Origin of the sequence: Pseudoalteromonas sp. N1230-9 (assembly GCF_032716425.1) — a bacterium.
Taxonomy (GTDB): domain Bacteria; phylum Pseudomonadota; class Gammaproteobacteria; order Enterobacterales; family Alteromonadaceae; genus Pseudoalteromonas.
In genome coordinates this window covers 2,130,350-2,156,662 of the sequence record NZ_CP090419.1, presented here as the reverse complement: position 1 = coordinate 2,156,662, position 26,313 = coordinate 2,130,350, and the positions used below count along the sequence as shown (strand labels likewise).

General features: G+C 40.5%; 23 protein-coding genes and 1 riboswitch. Of the genes, 8 read left to right on the top strand and 15 right to left on the bottom strand.

Features of this window, described 5'->3' with window-relative positions:
* Positions 1–69 precede the first annotated feature (69 nt).
* Both LY624_RS10085 and LY624_RS10080 read right to left on the bottom strand, forming a co-directional pair.
* The gene (locus tag LY624_RS10085; protein WP_341802896.1) at positions 70–3,222 is read right to left on the bottom strand and encodes an efflux RND transporter permease subunit; all 3,153 of its coding nucleotides are present in this window, start codon (positions 3,220–3,222) and stop codon (positions 70–72) included.
* Between the two features lie 4 nt (positions 3,223–3,226).
* Positions 3,227–4,399: an efflux RND transporter periplasmic adaptor subunit gene (locus LY624_RS10080; RefSeq protein ID WP_062569354.1), complete on the bottom strand. Its 1,173-nt coding sequence runs from the start codon at positions 4,397–4,399 to the stop codon at positions 3,227–3,229.
* Positions 4,400–4,556: 157 nt separating this feature from the next.
* Between LY624_RS10080 and LY624_RS10075 the strand changes: the two genes are divergently transcribed.
* Positions 4,557–4,805: a YkgJ family cysteine cluster protein gene (locus LY624_RS10075; protein WP_341804401.1), complete on the top strand. Its 249-nt coding sequence runs from the start codon at positions 4,557–4,559 to the stop codon at positions 4,803–4,805.
* Between the two features lie 172 nt (positions 4,806–4,977).
* On the opposite strand, the gene LY624_RS10070 is transcribed toward LY624_RS10075, so the two are convergent.
* The 8 genes from LY624_RS10070 to LY624_RS10035 form a co-directional block, all read right to left on the bottom strand.
* On the bottom strand, positions 4,978–6,816 hold the full coding sequence (locus LY624_RS10070; RefSeq protein WP_341802895.1) for a TonB-dependent receptor plug domain-containing protein: 1,839 nt from the start codon (positions 6,814–6,816) through the stop codon (positions 4,978–4,980).
* 517 nt (positions 6,817–7,333) lie between these two features.
* Entirely contained in the window at positions 7,334–7,633 is a 300-nt protein-coding gene (locus tag LY624_RS10065; protein ID WP_341802894.1) for a hypothetical protein, read from the bottom strand.
* A gap of 1 nt (position 7,634) precedes the next feature.
* Positions 7,635–8,522 (bottom strand): formylglycine-generating enzyme family protein, encoded by an 888-nt coding sequence (locus LY624_RS10060; RefSeq protein WP_341802893.1) that lies wholly within the window; start codon positions 8,520–8,522, stop codon positions 7,635–7,637.
* Positions 8,523–8,531: 9 nt separating this feature from the next.
* Positions 8,532–9,542 carry a hypothetical protein gene (locus LY624_RS10055; RefSeq protein WP_341802892.1) on the bottom strand — a complete coding sequence of 337 codons (1,011 nt, stop codon included), beginning with the start codon at positions 9,540–9,542 and terminating at the stop codon, positions 8,532–8,534.
* 185 nt (positions 9,543–9,727) lie between these two features.
* On the bottom strand, positions 9,728–10,276 hold the full coding sequence (locus LY624_RS10050; RefSeq protein WP_130150137.1) for a DUF4136 domain-containing protein: 549 nt from the start codon (positions 10,274–10,276) through the stop codon (positions 9,728–9,730).
* Positions 10,277–10,423: 147 nt separating this feature from the next.
* Complete coding sequence (locus LY624_RS10045; RefSeq protein WP_130150136.1) at positions 10,424–13,210, bottom strand: ATPase; 2,787 nt, start codon at positions 13,208–13,210, stop codon at positions 10,424–10,426.
* Positions 13,210–13,755, bottom strand: a complete 546-nt coding sequence (locus tag LY624_RS10040) for a condensin complex protein MksE (protein ID WP_062569347.1) — start codon at positions 13,753–13,755, stop codon at positions 13,210–13,212. Before LY624_RS10040 ends, LY624_RS10045 begins: the two co-directional genes overlap by 1 nt.
* Positions 13,756–13,757: 2 nt before the next feature.
* Positions 13,758–15,032 carry a hypothetical protein gene (locus tag LY624_RS10035; protein ID WP_130150135.1) on the bottom strand — a complete coding sequence of 425 codons (1,275 nt, stop codon included), beginning with the start codon at positions 15,030–15,032 and terminating at the stop codon, positions 13,758–13,760.
* 148 nt (positions 15,033–15,180) lie between these two features.
* Between LY624_RS10035 and nhaD the strand changes: the two genes are divergently transcribed.
* The gene (nhaD, locus tag LY624_RS10030) at positions 15,181–16,428 is read left to right on the top strand and encodes a sodium:proton antiporter NhaD (protein ID WP_062569345.1); all 1,248 of its coding nucleotides are present in this window, start codon (positions 15,181–15,183) and stop codon (positions 16,426–16,428) included.
* Positions 16,429–16,513: 85 nt separating this feature from the next.
* A riboswitch (Lysine riboswitch) is annotated at positions 16,514–16,686 on the top strand.
* A gap of 81 nt (positions 16,687–16,767) precedes the next feature.
* Positions 16,768–18,147 carry a lysine-sensitive aspartokinase 3 gene (gene lysC, locus LY624_RS10025; protein ID WP_130150133.1) on the top strand — a complete coding sequence of 460 codons (1,380 nt, stop codon included), beginning with the start codon at positions 16,768–16,770 and terminating at the stop codon, positions 18,145–18,147.
* Here the strand turns inward: lysC and LY624_RS10020 are convergent.
* Positions 18,124–18,864: a 4'-phosphopantetheinyl transferase family protein gene (locus LY624_RS10020; protein WP_130150132.1), complete on the bottom strand. Its 741-nt coding sequence runs from the start codon at positions 18,862–18,864 to the stop codon at positions 18,124–18,126. The genes lysC and LY624_RS10020 overlap by 24 nt on opposite strands.
* Positions 18,865–19,012: 148 nt before the next feature.
* Between LY624_RS10020 and LY624_RS10015 the strand changes: the two genes are divergently transcribed.
* Both LY624_RS10015 and LY624_RS10010 read left to right on the top strand, forming a co-directional pair.
* Entirely contained in the window at positions 19,013–20,338 is a 1,326-nt protein-coding gene (locus LY624_RS10015; protein ID WP_341802891.1) for a sodium-dependent transporter, read from the top strand.
* Between the two features lie 219 nt (positions 20,339–20,557).
* Positions 20,558–20,989 (top strand): hypothetical protein, encoded by a 432-nt coding sequence (locus LY624_RS10010; RefSeq protein ID WP_237118347.1) that lies wholly within the window; start codon positions 20,558–20,560, stop codon positions 20,987–20,989.
* 63 nt (positions 20,990–21,052) lie between these two features.
* On the opposite strand, the gene LY624_RS10005 is transcribed toward LY624_RS10010, so the two are convergent.
* Entirely contained in the window at positions 21,053–22,036 is a 984-nt protein-coding gene (locus tag LY624_RS10005; protein WP_130150175.1) for a 2-hydroxyacid dehydrogenase, read from the bottom strand.
* Positions 22,002–22,517, bottom strand: a complete 516-nt coding sequence (locus tag LY624_RS10000; RefSeq protein ID WP_130150129.1) for a glutathione peroxidase — start codon at positions 22,515–22,517, stop codon at positions 22,002–22,004. Before LY624_RS10000 ends, LY624_RS10005 begins: the two co-directional genes overlap by 35 nt.
* A gap of 114 nt (positions 22,518–22,631) precedes the next feature.
* On the opposite strand from LY624_RS10000, the gene LY624_RS09995 reads away from it, so the two are divergent.
* The gene (locus LY624_RS09995; RefSeq protein ID WP_062569339.1) at positions 22,632–23,513 is read left to right on the top strand and encodes an NAD(P)-dependent oxidoreductase; all 882 of its coding nucleotides are present in this window, start codon (positions 22,632–22,634) and stop codon (positions 23,511–23,513) included.
* A 45-nt stretch (positions 23,514–23,558) separates the two neighbouring features.
* Here LY624_RS09995 and sbcB read toward each other — a convergent pair whose 3' ends face one another.
* Positions 23,559–25,010, bottom strand: a complete 1,452-nt coding sequence (gene sbcB / locus LY624_RS09990; protein WP_130150128.1) for an exodeoxyribonuclease I — start codon at positions 25,008–25,010, stop codon at positions 23,559–23,561.
* Positions 25,011–25,347: 337 nt separating this feature from the next.
* Between sbcB and LY624_RS09985 the strand changes: the two genes are divergently transcribed.
* Positions 25,348–25,644 (top strand): hypothetical protein, encoded by a 297-nt coding sequence (locus LY624_RS09985; protein WP_165381463.1) that lies wholly within the window; start codon positions 25,348–25,350, stop codon positions 25,642–25,644.
* 2 nt (positions 25,645–25,646) lie between these two features.
* On the top strand, positions 25,647–25,808 hold the full coding sequence (locus tag LY624_RS09980; RefSeq protein ID WP_341802890.1) for a hypothetical protein: 162 nt from the start codon (positions 25,647–25,649) through the stop codon (positions 25,806–25,808).
* 340 nt (positions 25,809–26,148) lie between these two features.
* Here the strand turns inward: LY624_RS09980 and LY624_RS09975 are convergent, their stop codons facing one another.
* Positions 26,149–26,304, bottom strand: a complete 156-nt coding sequence (locus tag LY624_RS09975) for a hypothetical protein (protein ID WP_341802889.1) — start codon at positions 26,302–26,304, stop codon at positions 26,149–26,151.
* Positions 26,305–26,313 lie beyond the last annotated feature (9 nt).

Genomic DNA, 26,313 nt, shown 5'->3' with positions numbered 1-26,313 from the left:
TATTTCTCTTTATATGACAAAACGCTTGGCAAAAAACTTACCAAGCGTTTTAGGTTGGGATGAGAAAGATTAGTGACTGCTTGTATGTAACTCAGCTTTAGGTGCAGTCTTTTTACCTTTTAGCTTGCTAATTAAGCGCTTAAAGTCTTCTAGTGCTACGTACTGACATGGAATTAAGATAAGTGTGATCACCGTGGCGAACAGCACACCAAAAGCGAGTGAAACCGCCATAGGGATGACAATTTTCGCTTGTAAGCTTGTTTCCATTATAATCGGTAAGACACCGATAAATGTGGTAATTGAAGTAAGTAGTATTGCTCTAAAACGACGAGCACCTGCTTGCATGACAGCATCTTTAATCGCAACTCCTTCGGCGCGCGCTTTATTAACAAAATCAACCATAACCAGCGAGTCATTCACCACCACACCAGCAACAGCGATGATACCGAATACCGATAGGCTACTCATGGTCATACCTAAAATCATATGACCGAACATGGCACCTATCACACCAAATGGAATAACCGACATAATAATGAACGGCTGTGAATATGAACGCAGTGGAATGGCTAACAATGCAAAGATAATCAGCATAGATAAAGCAAAATCACGTATTTGCTCTGCAACGCTGTCCATTTCTTCTTGAATGCGACCGGCTACATTACTTTCAACTCCAGGGTAGCTTTTCAGTAGGCTAGGTAAGTATTCATCGCGAATTTCTTTCGCAATGGCAAATGGTTCTGCTTGGTCTGTGTTAACCGCAGCCCAAACGTTTACAGTACGTTTTGCATTTTCACGACGAATACGGTTTACACCATCAACAATATTTACTTTTGCGACCTCTGCAAGGGGAACTTCTACACCAGTTGGTGTAATGATCCGTGCATCTGTGATGTCACTTACCGCGTTACGAGATTCACGAGGGTAGCGGATCATCACTTTAATCTCTTCACCGTCACGTAAGATACGTTGTGCTTCAAGACCGTAGTAGCTAAAGCTAACTTGTGATGCAACGTCTGATAATGTTAAACCAAGGCTGTAAGCAAGCGGTTTAAGCTCAAGTTGTACTTCATCGGTTGCTGATTGCAGTGAGTCATTAACATCACCCACACCTTGCATACCATTGAGCTTTTCTTTTAGTTTAGCGGCCACTTCTTTTAACTTGTTGATGTCTTTACCTTCTAAGCGGAAGCTAACATCGCCATCATCACGACCGCCATTCATGATACTGTCTTCAATGTTTAGTGTTTTCACGCCAGGCAGAGGCGGCATTTGCTCACGCCACATTGCACTTAATTGGAAGGTATCAATAGGGCGTAAGTCCGGTTCAACTAAAATAGCCATAATGCGTGCACTTGTACGACCGCGCAGGCTAACCGATAAGTCGCGGATCATTGCTTGTCCATATTGCTCTTCAAGTTGCTTATCGACATCTAAAATTAGTTTTTCAATAGTTTGCGCTGTTTCGAGTGTAGCTTGTTCAGAAGATGACAGGTTCATTTCTATAGAAATTCGTGGAAAATCATGTGGGATCTTAGGGTTTGCCACAAATTTTACTAATCCACCTGCAAACATGCCGCCGCTGACAATCAATACACATATAAAGCCTACGATCACGGTATAACGGTAGTGTATGCAGTGACCAATAAATGGTGTGTAGTAATTATCAATAAAACTTTTTAAGCCATTATCCATTCCTAAGCGTAAGCGATGTAACGGATTTTTGGGATTCGCTGGTTTATTTTTCATTGCTGCTAAGTGAGCAGGCAGGATCAGTTTTGATTCAATCAAAGAGAAGATTAAGCAAAGGATAATCACACCACCAATAGCTTTAGAGAAGGCTGAGCCTGGGCCAGATGCCAGCGTTTGTGGTAAGAAGGCTGCAATTGTGGTTAGCACACCAAAGGTGGCAGGAATGGCAACGCGTTTTACGCCGCGTACTACGTTATCAAGGCTGTGGCCGTGTTTTTCAATTTCAGCACTGGCCGATTCACCGACTACAATGGCATCATCAACCACAATCCCCAGCACCAGTATGAATGCAAATAAAGAGGCTAAGTTGATGGTGATATCTAAAAAGCCCAAAGGCATCATTAAAAATGCACCAAGGAATGAAACAGGCAGACCCATCATGACCCAAAATGCTAAGCGTAATGGTAAAAATAGAGCAAGTACTACCATAACTAAAATACCACCCCAAACCATGTTGTCGATCATCATGTTTAGACGACCTTCAAGGTAGTAAGTTAAATCTACAATAGGCGATAGTTTTACACCTGCAGGTAATTGTGGGGCTTTATCTGCTAGGTATTTTTTAAGAACAGCGGCAACTTTGGTTATATCTTGATCTTTTGATGCATTGACTTCGAATGTCAGTGAGTTTTTACCATTGTACTTAGAGTATTGTAAGCCTTCTTCAAAGCCATCATTAATCGTTGCTACGTCGCCCAGTAATACTTGCGCGCCATCTGGTAGGTGTAATAAAGGAAGGTTTTCGAACTCTTTACCACGATACGCTTGGTTTTCAACTCGCATCGAAATATAACCATTTTCAGAGCGAATTTGACCTGCGGACATATTCGCTGAAAAACTACGCACTGCGGTTGCGATATCACGGAAAGTTAAACCATATTCACGCAGTTTATCTGGGCTAATTTCAATGCCAATTTCGTAGTTTAAACCACTATAAAAGTTGACCAAGTTGATTTGCGGTAAAGCTTGTAGCTCGTCTTTTATGTCGTTACCAAGTTCTTTGAGTTGGTAGTTGCTCATATCGCCATATAGCGCAAGGATCATCACTTCTTGTTCAAACTTGTCGCGGCGAACAATAGGGCGTTCCATCTCGGCAGGGAAGGTGTTTATTGAATCCACCTGCATCTTGATTTCATCAAGTACTTCTTGCGGGTCGTATTTTTCTTCTATTTCGACCCATGCTTGTGAAAAGCCACGATTTGAATAAGTGATTAAACGCTTTATACCTTCGAGCCCTTCTAAAGACTCCTCGACCTTAATGGTAATACCTTCTTCAACCTCTTGTGGCGCAGCACCTGGGTAAATTGCTTGAATGCTGATCCAATTACTTTCGAATTGTGGAAACATTTGTTTTCGAACTGACATTGCAGTAAGCAAGCCGCCCACTAAGATGAAAATCATCAGCAGGTTTGCCGCAACAGGGTTACGAGCAAACCACGCTATCAGGCCTTTTTCTCTATGTGTGGTCATGGCCTTATTCCTCTTTCAGTGCTAATTGTGTTGTAGGTACACTCAATTCAGCGTTATCGAGTTTTACAGCCATACCTTCTGTGGGATACTCAAGTGCAGAGGTAATTAACTTTTCACCATTAGCCAAGCCATTATCAGCGATCACCATGCCATTTTGCTCACGCACGATATTCAGCGTTTTGAATGTCAGTGTTTCGCCATCTTGTAATACAGCGACTTTTTTATCTTTAACTAAGTGGTGCGGTACGACAATAGCATTATCGAGGGCACGGCCTTCAATCGTCGCATTAATATATGAGCCAAAGCGTAAAGGTTGTTTTTGCTCATAAGGCGTTGCGACTTGAGCAACTAAGTAGTTCATACGGCTACGTTGGTCAACAACGCCTTCGCTGCGAACAATAGTTGCTTGCCATGTTGTTTGTTTACCTGCAAATTCAGCACTGATTGACACATTTGCACCAATGCCCTGGTTGTTTAGATATTGCAAGTCTTTATCAGCAACTGGAAGACGAACCTCTGCTATAGAGGTTGAGCTTAAGCTACCAAAGCTACTGCCAGGGTTTACCACACTGCCTAAGCTAATTAATCGCTCGTCGATAATGGCATCATAAGGTGCTTTAATGTAAGTGCGCTCTAAATTACGTTTTGCACGTTTTACACTCGCTTGTGCAGCGCGGTAGCTTGCTAATTTTTCAGCAAGCTGAGGTTTGCGTAAATATAACTTTGACGGAATAACTTGGTTTGAGTCACCTTTGATGCGATCCCATTCAGCTTGCGCTACAGATACCTGCGCACGTTCAATTTCAAGAGCCGAACTGGCTTGAGCAAGGCCTGCTTCTGCTTCGATTAGTGCTGCTTCGTAATCATTTGGATCAATACGTGCTAGAATGTCGCCTTGCTTAACAAATCCACCTTGTACAAATTGCTCAGACAGTGACACAACTTGGCCACTGACTTGTGCGACTAACTCCGTGTGGTTTTTTGGCTTCACGATTCCATGTGATTTTACATCGAGCGTAATAGCATCAAAGTTCAATGGTTTTATTGATACAAGCGGACGGTTGTCTTGTTCTGGTTTTTCGACCGGCGCTTGTTTCATTGAAGCAAACGCAAAAGCCATTCCTAGGCCACCGACTAATACGGCGATAGGAAGAATGATTTGTTTTTTACTAGCCACGGGATAGTCCCTCACGGTTGACGGTAATTAAAATAAACTTGATAGGCTAAGCATACGCAATAAAGTGTTTACAAGGCGTTTGAAGATGTAACAAAGCATTGCACATATTACAAAGACGCTACAAAGGTTCTAAAAGGGGTACTCAATGACAGATAAAATGGCATGTAGATTAGGCTGTGGCGCCTGTTGTATTGCACCTAGTATTAGCTCACCGATACCAGGAATGCCAAACGGGAAAGCGGCGGGAGAGCGCTGTATTCAACTTGACGATAATAACCTATGTAAATTATTTGGTGATGCCTCAAGGCCAAAGGTGTGTAGCGACTTTTCTGCCACTATTGATGTGTGTGGTAAGACTAACGAACAAGCACTGTATTTAATTACTGAACTTGAGCAGATGACTTAAAAAAGATTAAACCTTTAACATTTTTTAACGGTTACTGGGATCAGTTGTGTTTTTTATAACCAAAGTTTTATTTATGGCATTTAATATAATTTTGGTTATGGTTCGTTAGATATCTTAGACGGTAACGCGATAGGAAAATGCCAGTCAAATTGACTGGCATTGTTGTTTTTGGTTACCACGTATAAGTCGCGCTTAGCGTGTATTGCTCGCCGCGGCCTGGAGTACCTGGGACTTCTTCGAATGATTCATCCCAAATGTTGTCAGCAGCAAAAGTGATAAACACATTCTCAAGCTGAGCTGGCGTGAATTTTAGCGTTAATTGAGTAAAGAAGGCTTCATCGTCAGAGCTGCGTAGGCGGTTTCTATGTTGCTTACGCCATTCGTTATCAATGCGCAGTTCAAGTACATCCATAGGCTGCCATACTGCACCCAGTGTTACACGGTGGTCAGGGTAGTTAAGCGCATAAAAGCTGGCATCAATATCTGCCGTGCCATAGTCTTCTGATTTTTCTAAATAGGTGTAACTGGCAATTAGCTCTGTGTTGTCAAACGATTTATTCGCAAGAAATTCAACACCTAAGGTGTCTATATCAACTGGGTTTGCAAAACGTGCTGAGGTTGCATCAAAGCGATATGTCCAATCCGTAAGGTTTTTATCTTTACGGTAGAAGATAGCTGAATCTAAACGCCAAGATGACTCTTCAATCAATAAACCTAGCTCAAGGTTATCAGTCGTTTCGCGCTCAAGGTCGTAGTTACTTCTAAATAATCCGCCCGTTTCGCTGCCGCCTATGGCGGTATAACCGGGAACTTGTGTTGCTTCTGCGTATGATGCATACCAAGTATGTTCACTGCCATTTTGATTAACCACTTTCAGGCTTGCATCGGCAATAAAAGAGGTATCTGAGCTATCACGGTTAGTATCATCAAATGCAGCACCAACACGAACAGTAAGTTCTTTATTAGATGCAAGGGCAGTCTTGTACTCAGGCAAGATACTTAGTTTAGTGTAATTGCGTGAGGTAAAGTTGTTTTCAAGAGATGTTGATTCAATTGAATCAGCAATAAACTGTCCTGAGTAGTTAACTGCAAAGCTGTTATTGAGCGAATGACGACCCGACAAACCTAATGATTTAACCGTGGTTTCATGAAACGCTTCAAATATAGCTGGGTTTTCACGAGACAAAATGTAATGGTCGTTATGTTTGCGATAATAACCTGTTACTTCAAAACTATTGTTTTCACCATACATTTGTTTGTGGTTTAGCATCAATAGCTTGGTTTCAAGATCTTCAGTTTCGTTAAAATTAAATGGTGTGTAAAGGTTCGGCCAACCAAAAAACTTCTCTTGGCGTCCGAACATTAAATCAGTTTGTGATGAGTCACTGGCAAGTTGAATGCGCGCTGAGGCACGTTCAAAGTCGTGATCGCCATTATCAATTGAGCCATCACTTTGCGAGTTTGAATATTCACCTTCAAACCCTAACCGCCAATCGGGCATACTTTCAAGCTTTTGGCTGTGGGCAGCATGAATACTTAATAAGTTAAAGTCATTTGTGCCAGTGCCAAGTGAAACACTCCCAGTGCTTGTGATAGGACGCCAGCCAAATGAAACTGTGCCAACGGAGCTGTTCATGCCATACAGTGCGTTATCAGCACCTGTTAAAATGGCAGGGCCAGTAAGCATTTGTGGCGCAACAGGAATTTCAGCGAAGTAGTGACCCGATTGTGGGTCGAATAAGGTACTACTGCCAACACGAAAGCCGGTATTTTCGAAAATACCACCACGGATGGTTACATCAGCTTGTGCTTCAGCCATATTGCGCGATTGCAAATCTACACGGGGGTCATATTCTAAATTTGATACAGGCGCATCAAAAGTGCCGACAGGCTCCTTGTTTGCGGTTGCTGAGACTTCAACGGTGATTTGTTCAATATTGTTTGCGTCTTCTGCTAGCACTGAGCAAGTGACGAATAAAGCGGGAAGTGTAAGCTGTACTGCGCGTACCATCTAAAACTCTCTTGAATGTATTTGATTTACCTAGGGCAGTGAACACTATAGGGGCTCACTGAAAAATTGCGGCTATTGTATCTGAATCACTCAGTTATACCACTCCAACCAGATTTCAATAGGTAATAAAAAACCATGCTGGGGGTCACTTCAGGGCGCGATCAACTAAAATGGCGTTTAGTTTTAGTAAACTTATTTTGTATTTCTGTGATTTGATTTTTGGTCTTTCTTGCGGGGAAAGTGTTTTCTAAAAAGATAGGGCGCTGCTAAACAATAAGCGCCACCCCCTAAGTAAAAAAGGAGATTAAAGACATATGAAAAGGGGGTCGTCGAGAAAAAATAAATGTCAGAGTCGGTTCGGTAATCTGTAGGAGTCAAAATATAACCTTCATAGATGAATCTTATAGCAAGAGTTATTAAGGTAACTCCCGTGACCCATAAAAATAATGTAAAGGCGATTTGATTCAGTAGTACTCTAGTATCACTGATATCAGCATACTTTACTTTTAACTTTCTTTTATTTTTTAACCGCGTCATATTTACCAAAGAAAGTGATGATGAGCGCAATAAAAATGCCTATAAAACCAATGATCGAAAAAGCTAGGCTATATTCAGTTTTAATATTAAAAATATTAAGTAAGCTAGTTATTAACAATAAAGAAATACCAACGATTTTTAAAATCGTCTGTGTTTTATTTAAGCAAAACCATGCTTGACAAGAGGGACATTGATTTTCAATAAAGAGGTTGTTTTTGTTAACCTTTTTTATATCTTTAGTCGCTATTTTAGTTTTACAGTTTGGGCAAGTTAATTTCATTTTATTCCTTTATATCGTCTTTTTTAATTTCTCTAAGGACCCTAAACCCAACAGCATATGAAATGTAATTATTATCCAAGCCTATTCTAAGAGAATGATGTACGTAAGGTTGAGCGGTCATCCAGTTTGCCCCCTTAGTAACTTTCTCTCTGCATTTGTTATCAAAACCTGTGTGAGAAATTTCACTAGCAACATTGCGGTTATCAGAATAACAATCATTGACCCATTCTGACACATTAGATGTCATATCAAATAAGCCAAAAGGATTTGCATTTAGTGTTTTAACTCGCCATGGGTGACCTGCATCAGTGCCTTTAGGGCAGTTTCCTAAATCTCTATCACAGTGATCGATGCCTTGTTTGTATGTATTACCCCACCAAAATTTATCATCGGTTCCACCTCGAGCTGCATACTCCCACTCGATCTCACTTGGTAAACGATAAACATTACCTGTTTCACTACTTAACCATTTTGTGTAAGCTACAGCATCAAACCACGAAACATTTACTACAGGCTGATGCTTTCGCCCCCAGCCTTCATCTTCAGGGCATGAGTGCCCAGTGGTTTTACAAAACAGATCATATTGCTCAAACGTTATTTCAGTTTCACTTAACGCGAAAGGGGACTCTATTTTTACTTGAAATATAGGAGCCTCGTTTTGAAATGAGCGGAAGTTTTCCCCACCTATGGTGCCTATTCCTGCTGGGATTACTATCATTCTAGGTGACATCTCATCATTAGACAGCTTGTCTTGAATGTGAACTGCTTTGTAGGAATCTAAGTTTGGACTAGAACCGCTTAAGTCAAAAAAACCTACAAAAAACCCAATTAAAAGAATAGATATTAAAAGGTATTTTAGTTTCAGCTCAGATAATATTCTTTTACTCATAGGAAAACTCTAAAGTGTAGCAATGCCAATAACGAAACTTGCTGTTTTTTTTGTGTTATCAGGTAAGTTGCGGGCACTTCCATATAACGTAGCTGCAGCTCCTGCTCCCGTAGCTAGTGATGACTTATTAACAAATGCTTTGTAGAATGAGCTTCTAATTAACCTTTGTACTTGTGCTTGAGTATATACTTTTGTAGCTCGTGTTCCATCATCTAACAGCACTTGCCCACGTATAACTTTTTGAAGTAATTTTTGGTTATTAGCTAATTGAGGGTTTTTGAGTTTTAAAATTTCGACAGCAAGTTTCTTACGGTTTTCTCGAGTCATACCTTTATACATTTTCAATAACTGATTTTGCCCAAGAGCCTTATTTTTTTTAAATTTAACTAACAAAGAACCAGCTTCTAAGCCAGCTTTACTCAGATCCGCAACTTGAACAATATCTAGAGTAAGCATTAAAGTTGAAAAAGTGGGGGATGCATCTAGCCATTGGTTGTATTCAGCATTACCAGTTAAGTGATTTAAAATGCGGCCTGTACCAACTCCACACTGAAAAGTTGCTGCAGTAGTTGCTGTTAGTGTCAACGGAATTGCAGCCCAAGTAGCGCCAACTGTTACGGTACCAGCCCCCATTTCAGTGATAACCAAAACCCAACCTGAAGCCGCTCCAATACAAGAAATACCTGTGCTTAAAGACTCATTCCATAGTGAGGAATTAATACTGTCAATTTTCTTATCTAGTTTCATTTGCTTTGGATAAAGGAACTCGCGAATATAAATATTTTTCCTATCTGCTCTGCAACTTACCCTCAGTATTTTCTTGTCATAATGACTTTTCGGATCGAGCATCAAACTAGCTGGGTTTACAGAAAGCTTAGAGAAGCGGTCCTTCTCTGCTTCAAAAATAATACCAGCATGTCTAAATTCAGGGTCAGAATCGAGAGAAGCATACATTTCTTGAAGAACTTGGTTAGGAAAAAGTTTTTTAACTTTTAGTTCGAAAGATGAATTGTTTGGCATAGCTTAATCCTTCAATTAGCTTATTTTAATCCTTTAAATACCTATATCAAATCTATCATAGTTAGAACTATTTGAAAATTTATTATTTTAAATCTGGTTGTTTTTCAAGCTCAAACCGTTGTTAAGCTTGCCGTATATATAAAAAAGCTCACAATTTGTGAGCTTTTAAACGATGTGTTAACACTTTACTGCTGAGGTTTTGGCGGGAAGTTACTTAGAATATTAGCAACTGTCTCTTTAATTATCTCAGTGCGTTTTTCAGGTGTTTGGTTTTTTTGCAAACGACCTTCTTTTGCACCACGCCAAACTAGTTGGTTAGAAGCGCGGTCTACCACGTCTAAAATCAGTGTGCCTACTTCATATTCGCGAGTAGTTGTTTGCGTGTTGTAACCCATGCCCCAATAGTTCCAGCGTGCGCCGTAACCGACATTAAAGGTATCAACGTCGATTTTTTTATCAACCGATGCATGGTAGTTAATAAGTACATCTGCTTGTGCCATATCAACAAGTTTCATACCGTTTTTTTCAAGCTCAGCATTAACGGCTTCACGTACACGTTTTTCCATTAACGGGCTAATTTGGTAGTTTGCAACATTCTTAGTTAGGCTCGCGTTAGGAACCCAAGAGAAAGTTTGATAGTTGCTAAAGTCTGCTGATTTGTCGTAATCCCAATCAGGGGTTTTGGCACAAGCCGCTAAAAGTAATACAGCCGTGGCGATTAATAAGTTTTTCATACTGTTTGCTCCTTGGCAAAATTTCCACTACTTATTTGATAACATAACACAAAAATAATTCAACTGAATGATTATTTATTTACTATGGCACATTTCAAAAAAAGTACTGTAATTGATTGTAAATACAGTCATCCATGACATGTTGTATTAAGTACTGTGTTCTACTTCGATCCAGTCTTTTTCGTCTACCCAGTTTTGTGCGCCATCTTTTACTGTACGAATAGGTACAATGTAGTCGCAACTTACTTGTGGTTTAACAGAAGCAAAAATAGGCACAAAACCAAAGCTCAGAGCCGTTTCGATAATTGCTTTTTGGTTTTGTGGGTCGATATCTGCCGCTTCATCAATATAAATAGGAATACGATACAGGTTTTGTTCTTGATCACTTAATAGATAGCGAATGAATAGCATGCCGCATAATAGTTTAATAGTGATACGTGTACCGTTAGAACCTGCTGAATCGATTTTTTCGAAGTGCTCAGTGTCACCAGCACGATTCACCACTTCAAAACGAATATCGAATAAGTCGGTCAGTGTTAAACCGGCTTTTTCTGAAGCAAGCTTAATTAAATGATCTTTTGCTTCGTTTACCGCAGATTCGCTATAAGGCTCTTGGCTTAATAAATCGAGGGTATCGCCTTGCTCAAACTGATTTGAGGTACTGATAATGGTATCAATACTATCAACCAGCATCTTGCGCGGAATAACATTAATTTTGAATGCTTGAAGGTTAGAGATTCGGTGCTGGCTAATCCCTTTATTAAAGCTATTCATTTCGCGGCGTAGGCGGTCTAAGTCTTCGCGCAAGCCTTTAATGGTGGCGGCGACTTCGGTTAACGCAACGCGGCCTTGACGCTCAACGGCATCACGCTCGTTATCAATGTTATGAAACGCGCTAATAAGCTTTTCGTATTTAGTAAACTCATCGTTTTCGTTATCAAATTTAGTAATACCCGCATTGTAAATATGCATGTAGGTGTTACGTACGTTGATATCAAAGTTTCGTAGCTCTTGGCAGTCCTTGTTAAAGTGATGGATGAGATCGCTTAAGTTATCAAAATCAATACTGATTTCAATCATGTATGGAGTCACTTTGCCAGAGTAAAAATCAAGCGTGTGATCAATACGTTCAGATTTAACTTGACGTAAACGGTCAGCTTGGCGCGCAAGCAAATCTTTTTTCGATTTGATAATTGAACGACGGTCGCTAATTGAGCCACTGTTCTTTTGAATGTCTTGCAGGTAGTCGTCAACTTGTTCGCGCTCTGCATTTAATTGCTCTTTTAGCAAAGTTTGCGCATCCACAGATTGCTGCATCACTTCAAATTGTTCAAAGCGTTTTAATGCTTCTTCAGAGGCCATTAGTTCATCATATAAGGCATCTTTTTCTTTTTGCTTTTCGGCGACATTAGCAGCCACTTCGCGCTGTTGTTTAAACTCTTTTAATGAATTTTCAAGTGCAGCGAGTTGCGCGGTTAGTTGCTCTTTATTTTCGCCCGTTTGCATTTGCACAGGACTTAGTTTTTTCAGTTTAATGCTTGCGCCAGGAAGAGTCAGTACTCCGCCTTTCACGTTTGCTGATAACAGCTCTAAAAACTCACCAAAGGCATCTTCGTCTGTGATATCAACATCACCATTGCTGGTGGTGGCAAATGATAAGATATCAGGGTTTAGAATACGCGAAATTTCTTCCACTTCTTTTAAAGACAAATCTTCACGCATACGGGTGAATAAATTGAACTCGAGGTTCTTCAGCTGCAGTTTTAAGCTCTTAATTTGCTTTTGTGTTTCGCTAATACGGTAATCTAGCGTGTGCAAGCTTTGACCTTGGGCACTGCTTAACGAATGCGATAGCGATTCATAATCTTGCTTAAGCTGCGTAAGGCTTACTTTTAAAGTGGCCTTGTTAACTAGTTCAAACTCAGATTTAAGCGCTCGATAGTCTAAAAACCATTGTTCAATTTGAGTTTGTTTACGCTCAATATCACGCGATTGCTGAATATACAGCTGTTGCTTTTGGTCGAACTCGTGCTTTTCGTGTTCGATATCTTCAAGGGCAATATTTAGCTCAGTGAGTTGCTCTTGTTGATAGGTTTCAAAGTCAATCAGTGCTTGGTCAATTTTTGGCGCATAGGCAGCAAGCTTACCTTTTAAAACTGTTTGGTTTTCAAGCATAGATTCAAGAGCTGCGATTGGCTCTTGCATTGACTCAAGGGCTTTTAATTCACGTTTGGCGCGATTCACTTTATCAAATGAACGTCGCCACACTTCATAAAAATCGACCCGTGAGTTTGACATATGACGCTCAAATACACGCAACATAAAGCGTTTAACATCACTGGCACCTAACTTATGCAAGTTAAGGATACGGCGAAAAATTTCTTTATAAATCGCTGAATCTTGCACGTTGTTAAGCGGGATCATCTTTAAGTTGATATCGCCATCAAACGGGGTTGCGCCGCCAGTGAGTAGGGCGTTTAGCTCTTGCGCTTTTAATTCAATTGGATTGAAACCTTGGTCTTTTAAGTGATTAAAAAGCTTGGTGAATTTTACAATGGTTTTGCCTTGGGTGTAGTGCTCAAGGTTCAACTTACCTTGATAGCAAAAAAACTGATGCGCGTAACCAGCAATTTTACCAAGGCCAGCAACACCAATCACCACTGGGCCGTTTGGTAAATCGGCTTCGAGTAAAATATAGGATTGATCTGACGAAAAGTAGAATTTTCGGGTTTCGTCTAAATCGTGGCCATCCCATTCTGTTAGACGTAAATCATTGATCAGTGGAAATTGCAGGGCATTAATTACCGAGCTTTTACCGGTATTGTTGGGTGCACAAATTGAGCTGCTTTTATCCAAAGGGATCACGCATTTTGCATAGCCAGCGGTATTTAAAAGTGCAAGTTTGCTGAGTCCGTAAAGGCTTTGGCTTTGCATTATTCGTCCTCTCCTAGGTAGGTTTCTTCGTTTACTTCCATTAATGCATCGATATAACGATAAATGGGTGCTTGCAGCATAAAGCCGTTTTCTACTTCGCGAGCAAGGCCTAAACGCACCATGCGAAGGTACACGTCTTTACGTAAATCTGAGCCTGAGAAGATTTCTAATTGATCAAACAAGTGCTTGTTGATTTGCACTAAGGTTTGCATTAGTTCAAGGTCGTTTACCTCGTCAAACAAGGCACGCATTGGATCTTTACCGGTATTGGCATAGTGCTCAATCAAGATGTAGATAGTTAGTGCGATAGCACGCGAAATTTTCCCCATGTTTGGGGTGCTTTCGTCGCTGCCAAAATAGTAAAAGCCACGGCTATCGTGTTGTAAGTCATGGCCAAGGGCATTAAATAACGCGCGATAAGCATCAATGTGTTGATCAAGCTCTTGCCACATCAGCGTGTCTTGTTCGCTAATGTGGTAGCCTGATGTGAGCTTTTTATTAATAGCTTGCAGATGTGTTAAATCATCTAAATTAATATCTGTCATGGTTATTGCTCTGTTGCTTTTTGATCGTCAGCAATCGATGAGTTAAATGGGTAAAGAGAGAAGTGTTGCTGGGCAATTTTTATTTTTACTTTCTCTTGGCTTTGGCTAATTTCAAGGTCGCCATCGCTAATTAATTTTTGATACAAGAACAGCATTTCGTCAGCTTCTAAATCTGGGTAGCTTTCATCTAAGAAACTAAGCAGCGGCTGAGCTTTTTTGCTGGCTTTTTTAAAGCGTTTTTTAAATTGTGTTTTAACGTCGTTGTAATCAGGAATATGCGGGCTTTGATAGGCAGGCACATCATCATGTTCTGGTAGTTGATATTCATCGTGTTCAAAGTCAACTAAGCCTGCCATATAGGCCACGATATGACGTTGCTGACCAAGTGAAAAGCGTTGCGCGTCTGAGACAAAGTTAGGCTGTACTGCACTTAACATGTTATCGACGCCATTTTTACGCACTAAACCAAGCACTTTAGCTGCTTGACGCGTAATTAGATTATTGCGGCGTAACTCTTCACGCAGTGGCATCAACATATCGGCGCTTTTACGTAAACTTTCACGACCAACTAAATGCATTTCTAAAATACGGGTACGTAATTGCTCAAGCATGCGCTTGTCTTGATATGACTTACCAAGACGATCAATTTGCTCGATTTGCGCGCTAATTTGCGCTTCGATGGTGTTAAAGCACGCGTGGAAGTCACCACGAATATCTACCATTTCAAGCATAGGTTCAATGTACTCATCAAACGCTTCAATCACTGCTTGATAGCGTTTTTGCAAAGATTGCACGGCGTTGTCTGCTTTCGCTTGCTCAACAATGTTTAATATCGCGTTTTCATTGTGGGCAAACAATTTCATTATTTTGCGTACCCGATCATCCATAATCCGGCTGAAACGGCGAAGCTCGTCGTAATCTTCAATTTCACCCGCTTTGGCAAGGCGGTTGCCTAGGCGCGCTAAGTCATCAACTAACACGCTGATTTCTTGGGCAAGACCTAGGTGTTCTTCTTGCAATAAAAAGGTCGCAAAATCAGCGATAGCACGGTTGATTTCTAATTGTGACGACTTCGCAAGAGGAATAATGATATCTTGATTCAATAAACGATTTGTTTCTTTATAAATACGTTCATTTGACCAGCTTGGCTGTTTTTGTTTTATCGCATTTTGTACGTCTTTTAAGCTGAAATCAGCCATCTTAAAACGTTTAAATAATAGTTCTAACACCCCCCAATGCTCTGTAAGGGTATTTAATAACTTTTTAGCTGGGATCATATGGCTCCAGTAAATCAAAATTTTGGTGTTAGCGTTTAGTAGTAATTTATCTAATTGAGAATAGTTTTATGACTTAGATACTGCTAGAATCCGCGCCGAAACACTCGAATTACAATTTTTACATTATTATAAAGGTTGTTCAAACACCATGGTAACCCCACTTATCCTAACCCTGATAGCGGTGGCATTTTTGCTTATCGTTATAGAGGATATTATCCATGTAAACAAGGCCAAAACGACGCTTTTTTTTGGCACTTTATGCTGGATTATCTTGTTTATCTCTCCAATTCATGGGCAAACCCCAGAAACTATCCAACATCAACTTGATCATAATATTTTAGAAATAGCGACGTTGTGGTTATTTCTTATGGCTGCAATGACCTTTGTCGCTTATTTAAACTCGAAAGGGTTTATTCAAAATATTGTGCATAAAATTATGCCAAATCAAATCAGTGAACGGAAGCTGATGTTTTTGATTGGTGGTTTTGCGTTTTTATTTTCATCGATTTCAGACAATATAACCGCAACTTTGATCTCGCTTGCGGTGGTGATGTCACTGAAGTTAGACCCTAAAAAATTAATAAAATACGCAACCTTAATTGTATTTAGTGTGAACTCGGGTGGGGTATCGCTTATTACAGGTGATGTAACGACCTTAATGATTTTCCTCGATGAAAAAGTCACTATTGGTAACTTGTTATTACTTATTGTGCCTTCGCTTGCAAGCGTTGCGTTACTGGCTGTGATGTTATCAGCAGGAATGTCGGGTAATGTGGTATTTGAAAAGCAAATGGCTCGTCGTATTGAAAAAACCGACATTACCATTGCGGTTATCTTTTTCTCGACCATTATTGCCACCTTAACTTTGAGCGTACTTTATAGTGTGCCACCGCTATTAACCTTTTTATTTGGTTTGTCGCTGATGTTTTTGGTTGCGCAATTCTTGATGCGCAAAAAAGACGTAAACAAAAAAATCATCGATTATATTCGTGAGATTGAATACGACACACTGTTGTTCTTCGTTGGGGTATTACTGTTAGTTGGTGCACTGAAAGAAGTGGGTGTGTTATCTCAATTTACACATTTATATGAGCTTATGGCTCCTGAGTATGCGAACTACTTAATGGGCTTGTTATCGGCTGCGGTTGATAACGTGCCACTAACAGCTGCATTACTCAAAGCCGACATTGTTATGAGCCCTCAGCAGTGGTTGTCATTTACCTATGCGACAGGAGTTGGTGGTTCAATGCTCATTATTGGGTCTGCCGCGGGTATTATTGCGATGAGTAAAGTCAAAGCATTAACGTTTATGAGTTACTTAAAAATGTCGCTGTATTTATTAATAGCCTACACAGCGGGTTATTATGGCTCACACCTAGCGGGAAGTTTTATTTAACACTTGACAGCTAGACGTCTAAACGATAACTTTCAAAGCCTGCTTTTAACAGCAGGCTTTGTTATTTTAACCAAGTGTTAACTTAACATTCAGAAGAGGTGCGATACTTAGGTAATTAATGTGAGGTGACGAACGCCAATGACCATTAATGAGGGAAGTACTCGCCGAGAAAAATAGCTGGACGTCACGGTTATTTTTCGGTTTATGGGGCTGAATCCTCAAAACTGTCACCAAACTAGGTGGAGAGCTTCTGGCATGGACTACTCTTTATTTTCAAAGCACCCCCTTGCCGAGTTCTTCTTGAATTACTGTGGATAGTTTTCCACAAAAGGAGACGACATGAATACCCAATTAGCCGCCAACATAAAATCAGATTACGTTGTTGCAAAATTTGGTGGCACCAGTGTAGCTAACTTTGATGCTATGAGCCGCTGTGCAGAAATTGTATGTGCAGATGATCAAGTACGTATTGTTGCTGTGAGTGCCAGTGCGGGCGTTACTAACCATTTAGTTGCATTGTGTAAACGTGATTTGAGCGCTGCTGAGCGCGATGAACACATCACGGGTGTTATTGCTATTCAAGAGAGTATTTTAGCTGAGCTATCGCTTGATGCCGATTTAGCTCATGGCTTTAATGAGACTTTAAGGGCATTTCAGGTGCTTGCTACCGAAGGGGTTAAATCAGCGGCAGAGCAAGACGAGCTGCTCAGTTTTGGTGAGCGCTTATCATCGTATTTATTTACGCAAGTGTTGCGTGGCCAGGGTTTAGATGCTGTGCGATTTGATGTGCGTAAAGTATTAAAAACAGATAGCCAATTCGCTAAAGCCACACCAAACATTGCTGCAACAGCTGCTGCTGCAAAAAAACATTTAGTGCCATTGTTAGCTGAGCAAGTTGTAGTAACACAAGGGTTTATTGGCAGTGATGAATATAACCAAACAACGACTTTAGGTCGTGGTGGTTCAGATTACAGTGCGGCATTACTAGCAGAAGCAATCAACGCAAAGAGTGTGCATATTTGGACGGATGTGGTGGGTATTTTCAGTACTGATCCGCGTTTATGTGTAAAAGCTACACCTATTGCAAGGCTAAGCTTTGATGAAGCTGCTGAAATGGCTACCTTTGGGGCAAAAGTGCTTCACCCAGCTACTATTTTACCGGCAAGCCGTAGTCATATTAGTGTGTTTGTTGGTTCGAGCCGTGAGCCACAATTAGGCGGCACATGGATTGAAAAAGAAAAGTCAGAGCAGCCAGGTATTCGAGCAGTCACACAGCGTAAAAACCAAATTCTTTTAACGGTTAAAAGCCCAGAAATGCTCCTTGCGAGCGGTTTCTTAGCGCGTGTATTTACTATCTTAAGTGAATTTAATATTTCAGTTGATTTGGTTACTACCTCAGAGATCAGTGTGGCAATCACGTTAGATAACGCACCGAATGCATCACGCCCTGAGCTGGATCAAGCCTGTTTAGATAAGCTTTCTGAGTTTTGCCATGTGTCGGTTGAAAACAACTTAACGCTGGTGGCTCTAATTGGCTCTGAGATTCAATTACGTCAGCAAGAGACCAACTTAATGCAAGTATTGAGTGATTTTAATATTCGTTTAATTTGTCATGGTGCAAGTAAACATAACCTGTGCTTTTTGGTGGAGCAGGGCGAGTCTGACCTTGTTGTTCAAGCTATTCATAGTCGATTATTAGAAAGCCAAGTCGCGGCATAAATCGTTAAAGTTAATAAAAGAGCACTGCCAGTCAGTGCTTTTTTGTGCCACCACGCTTATGTCAAAATCATTCAGTGTGTTACTTGAGGCCGTGAGGTTATGTTTTTCGATTTCAGTAAACACATTTGGGCTCAAAAGTTTAGCGATAGGTTGCGATGTTGCTTTGGCAAGTGCTTCTTTCAGAGTCCAAATCCTAAAAAAGCATCCAGCTTGCTCATTTATATCGCAAAAGCCACTTATTAAATTAACTTCATTGTGATCGTAAAAATGTTTGGCGAGCTTCACAAAAGGGCGTGTTTTCGAACAGTGTTCTATATCAAAACCAAATTGATTTTGCTCAGGGTTTAGTGCTGCACCAATAAAACCACGGGAATGTGATAAGCAGGCCCAAATTGGTTCACTTACAGGAAAGTGAAGCTTCAATTTGTTGTCTACGTCATCAAATTGGCTCGAAATTGCGCAAAGTGGTGTATTTTTGAGTAAAGGAATGCTGCGTTTTAGTAAATACTTAAGTACTAAGCGCGTGGCAATATACTCTTGCTTAGCGGCTGGCATTTTGCGTTTTGTAAGTACACTGAGTTCGAATTCACTGAGTAACTTTTCAACGGGCAAGGTGCTGATATCGATACGTGAAGCATCCATAAGTACAACTTGTTTATCAGTTGAACTTAGCGCCGAATCAATTTTTAAGGTGTTAGAAAAATAGTGACTGCTCATGGTTTGTGGCTTTTACGAAACCCTACAATTAGATTTGTTTATTTTTACAGCAAATGCTCTTGTATGGGCACGAACAAACGCAAATTGTTTACGCAGTTGACTGTAATTATGGTTTAATGAGGAAAAATAATAACAGAAATGTAGATGTATGGCACAAGTTCGTGATGGCTTCCAAAGTCGTATTGGTTTTGTACTTGCCGCTTCTGGTGCGGCAGTAGGTTTAGGTAATATTTGGGGGTTCCCAACGCAGGCGGCAAACCATGGCGGCGGTGCATTTTTACTTGTTTATTTTATCGTTATTTTCTTATTAGCACTTCCTGCTTTGTATACTGAGTTGTATTTAGGCCACCAAGCGCAGGCAAACCCAGTCAAAGCGCTATCAAGTGCATGGCAAGACACCGCACCCAAAGTGGGAGCCGCAGCCGGCTACATAGGCCTGTTTGGTGCTGTTGTGATGCTGAGCTTTTATTCAATCGTTGCAGGTTGGATGCTCGCGTACGCACTTGAGCCAATTGCCAACTTTTTTGGTCTGACTGAGTTAAGTCATTTTTTACACAGTGATTCAATGGCACGCAACTTTGTGTTTACGCCATTGATGCTTATTCTAACCGCGAGCATTATTTTAAAAGGGGTTAAATCAGGTATCGAAACCTGGTCACGCCGTTTAATGCCGTTATTGTTAGTATTGCTAGTGGCTTTAATTGGCTACATAGGCACCCTAGATGGTGCAATGGATGGTTTTGCTGCTTATTTAGTGCCTGACTTTAGCCAAATTCTCGATGCGAACTTAATTATTGCAGCAATGGGGCAAGCTTTCTTTTCATTGTCGCTAGGCGTCGGCTGTATGATGGTATACGGCTCATATTTAAAGCCTGATGCGAAATTACCAAAACTAACTGGCACCGTTGCATTACTTGACACGGGTGTGGCATTTTTAGCGGGTTTATTGATTATTCCGGCTATTTTTGTTGCCCAGCATAACGGCGTAGAAGTGTTTAGCGGCGGTAAGTTGGTAGGCGAAGGACAGTTAATTTTTGCTATTTTACCTGAGCTATTTAGCACTATGGGGCAAGTAGGCTTAGTGGTTGGTTTATTATTTTTTGTGTTGATGTCGATTGCATCGGTGACCTCAACCATTTCATCAACCGAAATTCCAGTCGCATTTTTAGTTGAAAACCACAGTATTGAGCGTAAACAAGCAACCTTATTTGTTACCTTAGTGGTGTTTATTGCCTCATCGCTGATCATCCTTAATTTTGATTGGTTATTTGGCTTAGTGATTATGATACTAACGCAGTACCAATTACCCTTGATGGGACTATTTTATTTCATTACTGTTGGCTGGTTATGGCAGCGTGGTAATAAATTGCATCAAGTATCGAGTGGCCCACATTATTGGTTTGCTCAGTACATTCGCTTTGTGTGTCCGTTATTGATGACGGCGGTATTTGTGAACGTGGCGTTGTTGCAGTAAAAATTAATACTTACTGTAAGTTATAAGATTATTTTAGTAGGGTCCTTCGCTAGTTACAGAAGAGGGCGGCAGTTATTCATACAATCACACACACTTTATAGATGCACTTAAAGAGTTATCGCAAAAACAATAACGCATTATTTGCTAAAAGGGATATAAATTAAAGGAGCTGATAAGGGAGGATAAGCTTTGCAAACATTAATGAGAAAAAGGAAGAGAGTGAGCTTCAAACTGCTAAACAGCCTCCTATATAGGCTATTATTTGGGGGTATGTTTGCTTACTATTTGGCAGAGTTTGCGGAAAAGCCATTTGTGATGCAACTCGGCTTTATCGTTGTGTGTTGTATAATTTCTATGATTGTAGATTATTGGATGCTAAAGCCTAAGAGCTCTGGTGAGGTGGCAATCGATGATGGCGAATTACTGTTATTAGGCGTTAAATTAAACATATCTGAAGTGACAGAAATTCTCTACTCTCAAACCAAAAGGTTCGAACATACGGTAAGGTTTAGTTTTAAAAATCACACTTACCAAGACTTCGAGCTTGCTTCTTCTGATCTAATTGACGATTTGCGTTTCTATGATTTCTTGGTTAAACACCAATTACCAGTAAAAATGCTCGATAATAGCGAAAGACTAAACGAACAATAATTAGTAATAAGGTCTAGTAGTAAACAGCTAGGCCTTTTTTATTTTTAAAACTTAACTCTTTACTTAAAGAACCTCATTCGTTAATGGTAAACCTTGGCTAAGTTCGTTGGCGCTTTGTAATGTTGTGCAAGCAATTTCGCTAAGCGCTTCTTGAGTGAAAAAACCTTGGTGCCCAGTAACAAGCACGTTTGGAAAACTAACCAAGCGAGAAAAAATGTCATCCTGCATGATTTCTTCGCGGTGATCTTTAAAGAAAAGCTCTGACTCTTGCTCATAAACATCAAGTCCTAAGTGACCGAGTTTTTTGGACTTAAGTGCTTGAATACATGCTTGTGTATCGAGCAGTGCACCACGAGAGGTGTTAATCAGCATGACACCGTCTTTCATTTTTTCAAATGCCTTGGCATCAATTAAGTGATGAGTATGTTCGTTTAGTGGGCAATGCAAGGAGATGACATCACTTTGCGTGAGCAGTGTGTCTAAGTCGCAAAGTGTGTAATCGCCTTTTTTAGCGACAGGATCGCACACTAACACTTTTGCACCGAAACCATTTAAAATATTCACTAATGCTAAGCCGATTTTACCGCAACCTATAATACCGATGGTTTTTTGAAACAGGTTAAAACCCAGCAGGCCATTTAAATCAAAATTTCCTTCGCGTACTCGGTTAAAGGCTTTATGGGTTTTTCGGTTGAGTGTTAGCATGAGTGCTACACAATGCTCAGCAACGGCCTCAGGGCTATAAGCGGGCACACGACAAACCTTGATGTTGTGCTCTTTGGCGGCTGCTAAATCAACATTATTAAAACCCGCACAACGTAATAGTATGGCTTTAATACCTAAAGTGGCCATATTGGCTATGACATCTTTATCGACAGTGTCGTTTACAAATACGCACACTGCATCAAAACCATGGCATAGAGGTGTTGTGGCACTGTTGAGAGATTGCTCAAAATAACTGAGCGAAACCGACTCAGCGTATTCCGTTAGATTCCTTTCAAAAAACGGTTGTTCATATTTTTGCGCACTGAATAAGGCCAGTTTCATCATTTAAATTACTCTCTATCACCATTTTGAGGGCTTCAGGTTTAGTGCGCGGGGCATATCGCGCAACAAGTTGACCCTCTGAGTTTATAAGAAATTTGGTGAAATTCCATTTAATTGCGCGGTTTTGCGCAATTCCGCGGGTATGGCATTTTAAATAATTAAATAACGGATGCGCCTCAGGCCCATTGACTAATACTTTATTAAAAATAGGAAAGCTAACATCAAAATGCTGTTGGTAGAAAGTCTGTAGCTCCTGCCCATCTAACGGCTCGTTATGACCAAACTGATTACAGGCGAAAGCAAGCACTGTAAATCCGCGCCCTTGATACTCATTATAGAGTTTTTCAAGGCTGGCCATTTGCATTGAAAAGTTACATTTACTGGCGGTATTTACGATAAGTACTGTTCTTCCTTTTAACGATTCAAGGCTGAAATTTTCACCGGATGTAAGCTGGGCATTGAAACGATATATACTATCCATGTTTTACCTGTGTGTTTTTAAACGGTTTAAATGAACTTTTTTTCATTCGCTTTTTAGTTATTCGATTGAGATAATGAAATTGTTACTAATTTATCACTCAAATAGGTCAGTTTTATGTCAATGAAAGTCGCCTTCATCGGATTAGGTGTAATGGGTTACCCTATGGCAGGTCACCTTGCCAACGCAGGTCACAACGTGACTGTTTACAATCGCACTACAGCAAAAGCGCAAAAGTGGGCTTCAGAGTATCAAGGTCAATATGCTCAAACGCCTAGTGAAGCTGCAAAAGGCGCTGAAATTGTATTTATGTGTGTGGGTAATGATGATGACCTACGGTCAGTTGTTTATGGCGACAAGGGTGTGCTTGCGGGCATGGAGTCTGGAAGCTATTTAGTTGACCATACAACGACTTCGGCCGAGGTAGCCCGCGAAGTGGCGACTCAAGCGAAACTACAAGGTGTTGCATTTTTAGATGCGCCAGTTTCTGGCGGCCAAGCGGGCGCCGAGAATGGTGTATTAACTGTGATGGTTGGTGGTGACGAGACTGATTTTAATGTTGTTCAGCCTGTTATGGCTGCTTTTAGCCGCTTTAGCCAATTATTAGGCGAAGTAGGCTCTGGTCAGCTTTGCAAAATGGTTAATCAAATTTGTATCGCAGGTGTGGTACAAGGTTTAGCGGAAGGTTTGCACTTTGCTAAACAAGCGGGTCTTGATGGTGAAAAAGTGATCGAAACTATTTCAAAAGGTGCTGCAGGCTCATGGCAGATGGAAAACCGCTACAAAACTATGTGGGCGGGTGAGTACGAATTTGGGTTTGCTGTTGATTGGATGCGTAAAGATTTAGGCATCGCGCTTGATGAGGCAAAGGCAAATGGCGCAACCTTGCCGATGACAGCTACGGTTGATCAATACTATGCTGATGTACAAGCGTTAGGTGGCGGCCGCTACGACACCTCAAGCTTGTTGGCACGTATTGAAGCGTTACATAAAAAGTAACGTGATATTGTTTATAAAAAACGCGACAAAATGTCGCGTTTTTTATTACATGCTTTGTGCGTAATTGTACAACGCTTTTAAAATATGTAGATTTTTTTCGTTATCATCATTTTCATGAGCAAGGTTTTCAAGGGTGATCATGAAATCTTGCGCACTAATTGATGGGCTATCTTCACCGTGCATGAGCTTGTTTTGACAGTATTGACGCCATGCAGCCAGCTCATCTTGGCTAAGAGTTTGTGGCCAGTTTCGAGCGCGGTATCTAAATAGTAAGGTGGCAAACTTTTTGTCATCGAAATCAAGCTGCATCGAGGCTAATTGCTCGGGACTTGCATCGCGAATAATGGCAAACTTGGCTTTATCTGCATTGCTTGTAAAGCCATCATAAAGTTGGTAGTCAGGGTTTTGGTTTTCACTAAAATCACGCTGCTCATTAAAGACCTCGGTTACTTTGTCGCGAAGTTCAGTATTCGCTTTTAAGATAGCCAAGTTTTGTAGGCACTTTTCACGGTCAATGCCTAAACGTGCTGCGTTTTCAGGTAACAAGGTTTTTGCTGGCGCAAGAATAGGGCACTTATTTAGGTGTACGAGCTTTAAGCCCACCGGTGCTTCGTCTTCACCAAGGTCACTGTGTTTGGTATAAAGCCGAGTGCGTAACTCCTCGACCGACAAATCTAATAACACCTGTGGATCTTCAGTTAAGTTAAAGCAAATAATGGCGTTTTTGTTCACCGGATGAAAGCTCATAGGTGCAATCCAGCTAGTGCAACCTTGGCTTGCAGGGATGCGTGATGAGGTATGCACTAGTGGTGTCATGTTAAATACATCGACTAAATCAGCCAGCGCTTTTTTAGAACGTAAGCTGAAGAAAAACTGATAAAGCTTAGGCTGTTTTTCTTTTATAAGTTTCGCAAGCGCAATCGTGGCTGTTACATCACTCAATGCATCGTGAGCTGCGGCATGTTCTATGCCATTGGCAACCGTTAGATGTTCAAGTTTAAAACTAGGCGTGCCGTCTTCTTTAAGTGGCCATTCAATACCTTCAGGGCGCAGTGCGTAACATGCACGTACTAAATCAATAATATCCCAGCGGCTGTTATTATTTTTGTACTCTCGCTCGTAAGGGTCATAAAAGTTACGGTATAGACTATAACGTGTTACTTCATCATCAAAGCGAATACTGTTGTAACCCGCTACACAGGTATTAGGTTGGCTAAACTCGGTATGAATTTTTGCCATAAACTCAGCTTCAGGCAGCCCTTTTTGCATTGCAATTTGTGGCGTGATACCTGTGATCAAACAGGCTTCTGGATGCGGTAAGTAATCTGCTGCGGGTTTGCAATATTCAATTAACGGTTCACCAATAATATTTAAATCTAGATCAGTGCGGATACCTGCAAACTGACTTGGGCGATCTTTTTGTGGGCTAGCCCCAAAAGTCTCGTAGTCGTGCCAGTAGATTGTTGGTTGGTTTTCGTAGTATTGCTGGTTCGCCATGTAGTCTCTTAACCCTTTAATTACGCGCTTTTTGTCTTTTTTATATTGCTTATTTTTTCTTCATGTTTCTTGCAATGGTTACATAGTGTGTAAAGTATCGTGTATAAACTTTTGCAAAGTGTGTATAAAAAATTTAATGCAGTTAAGTGATACCAAACGTTGAAATATGCTAGGCAAGAATCAAGAGCCGTGAGCATTATCGCACAGAGATAGCCTAAGTGTAAGGTGGCATTATATCACCTTATCATTTGACCTTTTTAGACTTGGCCGCAAAACAAAAGCTAAGTTTGACTATATTTGTACTACACCACCAAGATAGGAAGAACAAACTCGGGATGTGAGAGTTTATAAAAAAAATGATATTGACTTTGTAGATAGTAAATCTGGCGGCTTGTCACTATTTAATTATAGAAACCCCAAGTTTGGCACTCTGTGGTGGAAACTACCTGCTAAATCTAAAATGCCGCAAGGACTCTATGTGTCGCTAGATGATGGGGGATCGTTAGGTAAGAACCATTTTACTATTAGGTCTCTATATGACATGCCGGCTACTCAATATTTAGAAAAGCTAAATCAGTTAGATTCGATGGCTATTCCTTGTTTTATCGGTGTACCAAATAAAGATGTAGGATAATTATGTTTTCACAATTAGAGCTTAGATTAATAAAAAGCACACTTAAAGATAGAGTTGAAAAAGAAACAGTGGAGCTTAAACAGCTTGATGAATATATGGAAAAGGCTAATGATTTAATGGTGCTTGATACATTAATTTCTAAAATTGAAAAATCGCAAAATTAAAGTGAATAAGTCTTAACTTGATCTGTCAGGTTCGATTGTTAGAACACAATCAAATCTGACAGTTGCACTTGTGCTATTTAGGGCGTTCGGATTTAACTTTTTTTTGCCCCAAAGTGCGTTTGAGTTAAGGTCTCAATCGAGCGAAAAGCTGTTCCTTGATTTGTAGGCGAGGGGTCACCCCTCGCTTTTAAAATATTGGCAATATCTTCAAGTCAAGAAAGAGCGAATAGCAGATCTACGCTTTTCCCATATTGTGAAGCAAGCGGCTGACCCCTTAGCTCTCACTACTTGATAACAAAGCTTAGCCAAGAGTCAGGGATTAAAAATATGTTAGATTATTTTATGCCTGTCCTTTTTCTCTTTGATTGTTTTGCCATACATGATCTAATGGATAGGCAAAAGACAAGACTCGCCCCGGTCCCACTATTTTAGTCGTAAGAGTTTTCCAACATAAAAGCTCTTGGTTGTTAATGTTTATGTCTGCAAAACTTTCCATAAATTAAAC

What these genes read in the sequence shown, in the direction of transcription:
- LY624_RS10085 (WP_341802896.1), bottom strand. Translation starts at nt 3,222, where the DNA reads ATGACCACACATAGAGAAAAAGGCCTGATAGCGTGGTTTGCTCGTAAC.
- LY624_RS10075 (WP_341804401.1), top strand. Translation starts at nt 4,557, where the DNA reads ATGGCATGTAGATTAGGCTGTGGCGCCTGTTGTATTGCACCTAGTATT.
- LY624_RS10070 (WP_341802895.1), bottom strand. Translation starts at nt 6,816, where the DNA reads ATGGTACGCGCAGTACAGCTTACACTTCCCGCTTTATTCGTCACTTGC.
- LY624_RS10065 (WP_341802894.1), bottom strand. Translation starts at nt 7,633, where the DNA reads ATGAAATTAACTTGCCCAAACTGTAAAACTAAAATAGCGACTAAAGAT.
- LY624_RS10060 (WP_341802893.1), bottom strand. Translation starts at nt 8,522, where the DNA reads ATGAGTAAAAGAATATTATCTGAGCTGAAACTAAAATACCTTTTAATA.
- LY624_RS10055 (WP_341802892.1), bottom strand. Translation starts at nt 9,542, where the DNA reads ATGCCAAACAATTCATCTTTCGAACTAAAAGTTAAAAAACTTTTTCCT.
- LY624_RS10050 (WP_130150137.1), bottom strand. Translation starts at nt 10,276, where the DNA reads ATGAAAAACTTATTAATCGCCACGGCTGTATTACTTTTAGCGGCTTGT.
- LY624_RS10045 (WP_130150136.1), bottom strand. Translation starts at nt 13,210, where the DNA reads ATGCAAAGCCAAAGCCTTTACGGACTCAGCAAACTTGCACTTTTAAAT.
- LY624_RS10040 (WP_062569347.1), bottom strand. Translation starts at nt 13,755, where the DNA reads ATGACAGATATTAATTTAGATGATTTAACACATCTGCAAGCTATTAAT.
- LY624_RS10035 (WP_130150135.1), bottom strand. Translation starts at nt 15,032, where the DNA reads ATGATCCCAGCTAAAAAGTTATTAAATACCCTTACAGAGCATTGGGGG.
- nhaD (WP_062569345.1), top strand. Translation starts at nt 15,181, where the DNA reads ATGGTAACCCCACTTATCCTAACCCTGATAGCGGTGGCATTTTTGCTT.
- lysC (WP_130150133.1), top strand. Translation starts at nt 16,768, where the DNA reads ATGAATACCCAATTAGCCGCCAACATAAAATCAGATTACGTTGTTGCA.
- LY624_RS10020 (WP_130150132.1), bottom strand. Translation starts at nt 18,864, where the DNA reads ATGAGCAGTCACTATTTTTCTAACACCTTAAAAATTGATTCGGCGCTA.
- LY624_RS10015 (WP_341802891.1), top strand. Translation starts at nt 19,013, where the DNA reads ATGGCACAAGTTCGTGATGGCTTCCAAAGTCGTATTGGTTTTGTACTT.
- LY624_RS10005 (WP_130150175.1), bottom strand. Translation starts at nt 22,036, where the DNA reads ATGAAACTGGCCTTATTCAGTGCGCAAAAATATGAACAACCGTTTTTT.
- LY624_RS10000 (WP_130150129.1), bottom strand. Translation starts at nt 22,517, where the DNA reads ATGGATAGTATATATCGTTTCAATGCCCAGCTTACATCCGGTGAAAAT.
- LY624_RS09995 (WP_062569339.1), top strand. Translation starts at nt 22,632, where the DNA reads ATGTCAATGAAAGTCGCCTTCATCGGATTAGGTGTAATGGGTTACCCT.
- sbcB (WP_130150128.1), bottom strand. Translation starts at nt 25,010, where the DNA reads ATGGCGAACCAGCAATACTACGAAAACCAACCAACAATCTACTGGCAC.
- LY624_RS09980 (WP_341802890.1), top strand. Translation starts at nt 25,647, where the DNA reads ATGTTTTCACAATTAGAGCTTAGATTAATAAAAAGCACACTTAAAGAT.
- LY624_RS09975 (WP_341802889.1), bottom strand. Translation starts at nt 26,304, where the DNA reads ATGGAAAGTTTTGCAGACATAAACATTAACAACCAAGAGCTTTTATGT.